Source organism: Pseudomonas sp. P1_F7 (genome assembly GCF_056405655.1).
Map to the genome: position 1 here is coordinate 1 of NZ_JBFUBR010000004.1, position 6,793 is coordinate 6,793.

6 protein-coding genes are annotated in these 6,793 nt (G+C 62.0%); 3 read left to right on the top strand and 3 right to left on the bottom strand.

The window, feature by feature from the left end; all coding sequences use genetic code 11:
- Positions 1–232: 232 nt before the first annotated feature.
- A complete protein-coding gene (locus tag AC1D1M_RS06245) occupies positions 233–1,558 on the bottom strand; it encodes an ATP-binding protein (RefSeq protein ID WP_477774955.1) in 1,326 nt (441 codons plus the stop codon).
- On the bottom strand, positions 1,555–2,235 hold the full coding sequence (locus tag AC1D1M_RS06250) for a response regulator (protein ID WP_008020398.1): 681 nt from the start codon (positions 2,233–2,235) through the stop codon (positions 1,555–1,557). Before AC1D1M_RS06250 ends, AC1D1M_RS06245 begins: the two co-directional genes overlap by 4 nt.
- A gap of 154 nt (positions 2,236–2,389) precedes the next feature.
- Here AC1D1M_RS06250 and dsbD point away from each other — a divergent pair, with 154 nt between their 5' ends.
- From dsbD to dsbG, 3 genes are read left to right on the top strand one after another with little or no spacing between them, the layout of a single operon-like run.
- Positions 2,390–4,126 carry a protein-disulfide reductase DsbD gene (gene dsbD, locus AC1D1M_RS06255; protein WP_477774956.1) on the top strand — a complete coding sequence of 579 codons (1,737 nt, stop codon included), beginning with the start codon at positions 2,390–2,392 and terminating at the stop codon, positions 4,124–4,126.
- The gene (locus AC1D1M_RS06260; RefSeq protein WP_477774957.1) at positions 4,126–4,980 is read left to right on the top strand and encodes a TlpA family protein disulfide reductase; all 855 of its coding nucleotides are present in this window, start codon (positions 4,126–4,128) and stop codon (positions 4,978–4,980) included. Before dsbD ends, AC1D1M_RS06260 begins: the two co-directional genes overlap by 1 nt.
- The gene (gene dsbG, locus AC1D1M_RS06265) at positions 4,956–5,723 is read left to right on the top strand and encodes a thiol:disulfide interchange protein DsbG (RefSeq protein WP_477774958.1); all 768 of its coding nucleotides are present in this window, start codon (positions 4,956–4,958) and stop codon (positions 5,721–5,723) included. The genes AC1D1M_RS06260 and dsbG overlap by 25 nt, the downstream gene beginning before the upstream one ends.
- Before the next feature lie 107 nt (positions 5,724–5,830).
- Here dsbG and AC1D1M_RS06270 read toward each other — a convergent pair whose 3' ends face one another.
- Complete coding sequence (locus tag AC1D1M_RS06270; protein ID WP_477774959.1) at positions 5,831–6,649, bottom strand: alpha/beta fold hydrolase; 819 nt, start codon at positions 6,647–6,649, stop codon at positions 5,831–5,833.
- Between the last annotated feature and the right edge of the window lie 144 nt (positions 6,650–6,793).

Below are 6,793 nucleotides of genomic sequence, written 5' to 3' on the forward strand. Positions count from 1 at the left end.
TGCCCCTCGTCCAGTACCATGCTGGCAGCCTTGAGTTTGAACTCACTCGAATAAGATTTACGCATAACCCAACACCTCAGATTTGGGCGCCATCATAGCGCCCGATTGAAGTGTCCAAAATCATTAGGCCAGTTCAGCTTGCTCGCGATAGCGGTGTATCAGTCAACATTTGAGTCGACTGAAACGACGCCATCGCGAGCAAGCTCGCTCCCACAGGTTTTTTCAGTGCTTTTCAGATCGGTTGCAGCGGCATCGTCAGCTCGACCCGCAAGCCGTCAGGCCGGCTATCGAAATGCAACGTGCAGCCGCAACGCTGAACGATGGCCTGGACAATCGCCAGCCCCAGACCACAACCGGTGCTCTGGCCGTTGCGCCAGAAGCGCTGGGTCAGATGTTGCAAATCTTCCTCGGCAATCCCCGGCCCATGGTCGCGCACCACGAACTGCACTCGATTGCCGGTGGTTTCCAGGCTCAACTCCACGGCCTTGTCTGCGGGGGTATGGCGCAGTGCGTTGTCGAGCAAGTTGCGTAGAGCGGCAATCGACAGCACGGCGGGCATTTGTACCGGCGCGGCAGAAACCTTGCCCGGCGCCTGAAACCTGATGCGCTGACGATCGCCGCTCGCCGCGTCCTGGATCGCCAGTTTCGCCACTTGCTCGGCATTGCACTGCACACCGTCGTCAAACGACAGACTGCCCTCGACGCGTGCCAGCAACAGCAATTGTTCGAGGGTCCGGTGCATGCGGTCGGCGCCCTCTTCGGCCCTGGCCAGTGACTGGTCCCGGGCACTACCGTCGGTCATCCGTGCCACTTGCAGGTGGGTCTTGATCGCGGTCAGCGGGCTGCGCAGTTCGTGGGCCGCATCACCGGTCAGGCGACGTTCGCGCTCGATGGTCTTGCCGATGCGCTGGAGCAACTGGTTCTGGGTTTCCAGCAAGGGTTGCAGCTCGCTGGGCAGCGGCTGGATCTGCAAGGGTTCGAGGGAGTCGGCGCTGCGGCGCATCAAGGCATCGCGCATGCGGTTGAGCGGCGCCAGCCCCTGGCCGATGCCCAGCCAGAGCAGGCACAGGCACCCGAGCAAGGCCACGCCCACCGGTACCGAAGCGGCCAGCAGGATCGACATGTTCAACGCCTCACGCTCGATCTGCCGGTCAGCGGTGGTGATGCGCAGGTCACCCCGGGCCAATGTGAAGCTGCGCCACGGCGCGCCGTCGATCATCTGATCGTGAAAACCGAGTTTCTCGGCCTCCAGGGCCTGCTGCGGATCGGTGTGACTGCGGGCGAGGATTTCACCGCGCAACGAGCTGACCTGGCACGCCATGCCACCCGGAATGTTCAGTTGTTCGGCGCTGAAGTGGGTGCCCTCGCCCTTGCTCGGCACAGGCGGCAGTTGCTCCATCAGGCCGGCGACCATGCGCGCCGACGCCACCAGCCGCTGGTCGAGGGAAAACATCATTTGATTGCGCAAATCGCTGAGCATCCAGGCCGCGGCCAGGGCCCAGATCAAGGCAAAGGCGGCGCCGAGCGTCAGGCTCAGGCGCAAACGCAGACTCATCACTTCGATTCTTCTCCGCCATCAGCCGGCCCCAGGCGATAACCCAGGCCGCGCACGGTCTCGACAATACCGTTGCCGAGCTTGCGCCGCAGGTGATGGATATGGACGTTGAGGGCGTTGCTTTCCAGCTCGTCGTTGAAACCGTAGACGCTGTCCTTGAGTTGCTCGGTGGACAGCACCCGGCCACGGTTATGCAGCAAGGCTTGCAGCAATGACTGCTCGCGACGCGACAGGTCCACCGGCTGCCCCGCGAGCGTGGTTTCGCGGCTGCTTGGGTCGTAAGTCAGGGCACCATGCTCGATCAGGTTGACGCTGCGCCCCGCCACCCGCCGCAACAGCGTGTGCAAGCGTGCCGCGAGTTCGCGCAAGTCGAACGGCTTGAGCAGATAGTCGTCGGCGCCGGCTTGCAGGCCATCGACGCGGTCAGTGACCGAGTCCCGCGCAGTGAGGATCAAGACCGGCAACTCCAGGCCTTGATGGCGCAACTGCTGCAGCAGCTTGAGGCCATCTTCGTCCGGCAGGCCAAGGTCGAGCACCATGACATCAAACTCCGCCACCTTGAGCATCGCCCGGGCGGCGGACGCCGTGGCAACGTGCTCCACGGTCAGGCCCTGGGCGGTCAGGCCGGCGACAATGCCGCTGGCGATCAGCTCATCGTCTTCGCAAACCAGTACGTGCATGGGGAGCCTCGTAGAAATAAAGCTGATTAAGCCGTTGACCGATTAAGTCGACATTATGCCGCAAGTACCACCGCCACAAGGCCGGGGCGGTTAATCATCGGTTAATCGCCACCCGCCACTGTGCACCTCATTAGCACAGGGCAAAGGCTTATCCATGCGTCGTCTGTTTGTACTTTTTACCCTCTTGATCGCGGGCCTGGCCCAGGCGGGAACCAATCCGTTCGACACCAAACCTGAATTTCTCCCGGTTGATAAAGCCTTCACGTTTACTTCGGAACGCCTGGAAACCGGTGAAACCCAGCTCTATTGGCAGATCACCGACGGTTATTACCTGTACCAGAAACGCTTGAAGTTCGACGGATTGCCGGTCGGGCAGCATCCCGTGTTGCCGGAAGGTGAAGCCCACAGCGACGAGTTTTTCGGTGAACAGCAAGTCTACCGTCAGGGCCTGGAGCTGAAGATTCCGGCTGGTGCGAACGGTCAGGTCAAGGTCAGTTACCAGGGCTGTGCCGATGCCGGTTTGTGTTATCCGCCGCAGACCAAAGTCGTGGACCTGGGCAATGCCAATGCGCTGAATGCGGCCACTGAAGCACCGGACCAGGCGCTGGCCAGCAGCCTGCAACAACGGGCGCTGGGCTGGAGCCTTTTGCTGTTTTTCGGCCTGGGCCTGCTGCTGGCCTTCACACCATGTTCATTGCCGATGCTGCCGATTCTGGCCGGATTGATCGTCGGCAGCGGCGCCACGCCCAAACGGGGGTTTGCCCTGGCCAGCAGTTACGTGGTCAGCATGGCGCTGGTGTATGCGGCGATGGGTGTCCTGGCCGCCTCCCTCGGGGCGAACCTGCAAGCCTGGTTGCAGAACCCCTGGCTGCTGGGGAGTTTCGCGGCGATTTTCGTGCTGTTGGCGCTGCCGATGTTCGGCTTCTTCGAACTGCAACTGCCGGTGGCCGTGCGTGATCGACTGGAAAACGTCTCGCGCAATCAGCGCGGCGGCAATCTGATCGGCGCCGGGGTGCTGGGGGCGCTATCCGGTCTGCTGGTGGGTCCGTGCATGACCGCACCGCTGGCCGGCGCCCTGCTCTACATCGCGCAAAGCGGTAACGCGTTGCATGGCGGATTGATTCTGTTTGCCATGGGCATCGGCATCGGTGTGCCGCTGCTGTTGCTGGTGACCGTCGGCAATCGCTTCATGCCCAAGCCTGGCGCCTGGATGAACCTGGTCAAAGGCATTTTCGGCTTCCTGTTCCTCGCCACCGCATTGCTGATGCTGCGCCCGGTGCTGGATGAATCCCTGTGGATCGGCTTGTGCGGTGCACTGCTGTTGATCGCGGCCTACAGCGCCTGGAAACAGTCGGAAGGTTTTGACCGTATCGCGCACCTGTTTGGCGCCAGTTCGCTGTTGCTCGGTTTGTGGGGTGGTCTGTTGGTGATCGGTGCGGCCGGTGGCAGCGATGATCCGTTCAAGCCATTGCAGGTCTACCGCGCCTCGAACCAGGCGGTGGCCGCCGTGCCGGTTGGCCACGATGCCTTCACCACCATCAAGGATCCGCAGGCACTGCAACGGGAACTCGACGCCGCGCACGCTCAGGGCCAGTGGGTGCTGCTGGACTACTACGCCGACTGGTGCGTGTCGTGCAAGGTCATGGAAAAACAGGTGTTCGGCAAAGCCAACGTCATGCAAGCCCTGAGCGACGTGCGCTTGCTCCGACTGGACGTGACCGCCGACAATGCCGCCAGCCGCGAACTGCTCGGTCGTTACAAAGTCCCGGGACCACCGAGCCTGCTGTGGATTGGCGCTGATGGCGAGGAGCGTCGCAGCCAGCGCATCACTGGCGAGGTCGATGCCGATACTTTCCTGCAACGCTGGACCACCACCCGAGACGCCCGTTAATGCTGACCTTTACCCTCGGCACCTTTGCCATTGCGCTTAATCACCTGCTGTTGATCAGTGCGCTGGCGCTGGCCACGTTTGTCGGCTGGCGGGTGGCCAAGCGTGGCGGTGACAACCCCGAGTCGGTACTGTTCAGCCTGTTTCTACTGGGCATGCTGGCGGCCCGAATCAGTTTCGTGGCCGTCTATTGGGCCCACTATCGCAATGATCCGTGGCAGGTCATTGACCTGCGCGATGGCGGTTTCCTCGCCTGGCCGGGGGTGATTGTCGTTTTGCTTGCCACGCTGTATCGCGGCTGGCGTCGCCCGGGTTTGCGCCGTCCATTGGGCTTTGGCGTGGCCAGTGGCCTGGCGTTCTGGTTGTTGGCGACGTTCTCCCTGTCGATTTATGAACAAGGCACACGCCTGCCGGAAATCGCCCTGCGCAACGCCGCCGGCGAAACCGTGCAACTGGCCGACTACAAGGGCGGCCCGTTGGTGATCAATCTCTGGGCCACCTGGTGCCCGCCGTGCCGCCGGGAAATGCCGGTACTGGAAAACGCCCAGCAACACCGGCCGGACCTGACGTTCCTGTTCGTCAATCAGGCGGAAAGCATGCAAAGCGTCGCGACCTTTCTGGAAACCCAGGGCCTGAGCCTATCCAACGTGCTGTTCGACGGCGGTGGGCGTCTGAGCCAGGCCGTCGGTTCCATGGCATTGCCGACTACGCTGTTCTACAGCCCCGAAGGTCGCCTGCTGGGCAGCCATCTGGGCGAGTTGTCGGACGCCAGCCTGGCCCGCGCACTGGAAAATTTCGACACCGTACCCGCCACCTCTTCAAGGAAATTGCCATGTCCCGCCTCCGCCACCTGCTGACCCTGAGCCTCGGTGCGGCCCTGATTCACCTGCCAACGGTGCAGGCCGAAGAGTTGCCCGATGCGATCAAGAAAATCGAGGCCAAGGGCGCGAAAATCGTCGGCCAGTTCGACGCCCCCGACGGCTTGCGCGGTTATGCCGCGCAATACCAGAGCCGCGGCATGGCGCTGTACCTGACCCCGGACGGCAAACACGTGTTGCTGGGCAACCTGTATGACGCCGAGGGCAATGACTTGAGCAGCGCGCCATTGCAGAAACTGGTGTATGCCCCGATGGCCAAGGAAGTCTGGGCCAAGTTCGAAACCAGCAACTGGATCGGCGACGGCAAAAAGGACGCGCCACGCGTGGTGTACCTGTTCAGTGACCCGAATTGCCCTTACTGCAACATGTTCTGGGAACAGGCCCGGCCGTGGGTCAAGGCCGGCAAGGTGCAGTTGCGCCACATCATGGTGGGCATCATCCGCGAAGACAGCCCGGGAAAATCCGCCGCACTTCTCGCCGCCAAAGACCCGGAAAAAGCCCTGCAAGACCACGAAGCCGCCGGCAAGGGCAGTTCGCTCAAGGCCTTGAAGGAAGTGCCGCCAGTGATTCAGGCAAAATTCGCGGCCAACATGCAATTGATGGAAGAGCTGGAGTTGCAGGCGACTCCGGCGATTTTCTACATGGACGACAAGGGTAATCTGCAACAGCAGCAAGGCGCGCCGTCGCCGGACAAGTTGGCGAAGATTCTCGGGCCGAAGTAAGCAAGATCAAAAGATCGCAGCCTTCGGCAGCTCCTACAGAGACCATTCGATTCCTGTAGGAGCTGCCGAAGGCTCGGGCCGCGTTCGGACGATCTTTTTCGCAAACCCTACGCCGGATTGCGCCCAGCCAAAAATGCCAGCAGCGCTTGGGTGACAAACTCCGGACTCTCCAGATTGGAAATATGCCCCGCCTCCGGCACCAGCACCCACGGGCAGCCAATCAACTCAGCCATTTCACGGGCCTCACTCGGCGGCCGAGGCTTGTCCTGATCACCGCACATCACCAGTGTATTCGCTGCGTCCAGTTCACCCAGGCGCGACAACAGATCATCCCGCCCAAACGTAATCCGCCCCATCGGGACGATGCTTTCACGCAGGCGATCCGCAGGTAGAGCCGCGAGGGAAGCATGAAAATCCCGGTAGAGCGCCGACTGCGGATCGATGCCCGGACGGAAAAAAATCGGCACCACGATATCCAGCAGCGCTGGTGTGATGTGACCCGCCTCCTCGATCTGCTCCAACAGTGAAAAGTAATACTGGCGAGTCGGCTCCGGTTCGGCGCCGACGTAGGTGTCCATCAACACCAGGCCATTGAGCCGGTGCGCTGCCGACAGCGCCAGGCGCACGCCCCACATGCCGCCGACCGACAAACCGACCAGCGTGACCCGCTCGATGTCCAGATGGTCGAGCAAGACCAGGGCCTGACGCGCCAGGTCATCCAGCGACGTCGTACCGACAGGCAATGGCCCGGATTGGCCATGCCCCCACAGGTCCAGGGCTATCACCCGATACTGTTGCGACAGCGCGGCAATCTGCGGCGCCCACATGGCCTGGTCCCACAGGTAGCTGCCGGCCAGCAGGACTGCCGGGCCGGTGCCTTGATCGAAGTAGTGAAGTGCTTGTCCGTCTATCGTTACGAAGGGCATCGACTGTCTCCGCGAGTAAAAAAGGAGCCGGAAGACTGAGTGGCAGACAGTCCCTCGTCAATCGCGGGAATGTATGCGTTTGTGCCACCGCCTTCGCGGGCAAGTCGGATCGCCGCACCCCCGCTCCCACAGGGATTCATGATG